The 1053-nt window shown below is 49.3% G+C and carries 1 protein-coding gene; it reads left to right on the top strand.

Annotated elements, in window-relative coordinates; all coding sequences use genetic code 11:
- The first annotated feature begins 78 nt into the window (after positions 1-78).
- A complete protein-coding gene (locus ACRRUX_RS20535; RefSeq protein WP_432534098.1) occupies positions 79-996 on the top strand; it encodes an IS5 family transposase in 918 nt (305 codons plus the stop codon).
- Positions 997-1053 lie beyond the last annotated feature (57 nt).

The raw sequence follows: 1053 nt of genomic DNA, 5'->3' as shown, positions 1-1053 counted from the left end.
GGCGTTGTTGCCTAAATCAGCGGAACCTTTTTAGCCCTCCATGATCTGATCATGCAGTGTAGGTTTACGGGCTGTGTCATGGGTAAGTCAAAGCGCAACATCACCAACTGGAAGCAATATAATCAGGCACTGGTCGACCGTGGCTCAGTCACCTTCTGGCTAGATGAGGCCGTGATTAATTCTTGGTGTTGCACACAGCATCACGGTGGCCGAGGTAGAGGCTTTCAATTCAGCGATACCGCCATTGAAACTGCCTTGATGCTCAAGGGGATTTTCAAGCTGTCATTGCGTGCGACTGAAGGCTTCATCAATTCTCTGTTTCAACTGATGAAGATACCTTTAACGGCTCCAGACTATAGCTGTATCAGTAAACGCGCCAAGACGGTGAACATCAAGTACCGAAATCCCTCAAGAGGCCCAGTGGCGCATGTTGTCGTCGATGCCACTGGCCTCAAAGTGTATGGAGAAGGTGAATGGAAAATGCGTAAGCACGGCAAAGAAAAACGTCGGATTTGGCGCAAGCTTCATTTGGCAATCGATGCCGCTACACATGAAATCATAGGTGCTCAAACAAGTCTGGAAAATGTAGCAGATAATGAAGTGCTTCCAGCGTTGCTCAATCCACTCAGGCGAAGGCTTGGGCAAGTCTCAGCTGACGGCGCTTACGATACCAAAGCCTGTCATAGACTACTGCTAAAGAAGCAAGCGAAAGCGACGATTCCACCCCGCTCAAATGCGGGATACTGGGAACCTGAGCATCCTCGAAATGAAGCTGTGGATGCACTCAAAGCCGGAGAATTAGAGCAATGGAAGTCGACGAATAACTACCATCAGCGCTCCTTGTCAGAAACAGCCATGTATCGTTACAAACAACTCATTAGCGCCAAACTGAGTCTGCGTGACTACAACGGGCAAGTGGGTGAGGCACTGGCTGGCGTTAAGGCATTAAACAAAGTCATAAGACTTGGTATGCCTGTTCGCCAGCTGGTCTCGTAAAGCGGCTGCAAACCCTGGGGCATTTGCGTTCAAGCGAATGATTTGATCAACAACGCC

It is taken from the genome of Shewanella sp. GXUN23E (genome assembly GCF_050865035.1).
Classification (GTDB): Bacteria; Pseudomonadota; Gammaproteobacteria; order Enterobacterales; family Shewanellaceae; genus Shewanella.
Note: the sequence above shows the minus strand (reverse complement) of the source record. Positions and strands in the feature narration are given on the sequence as shown.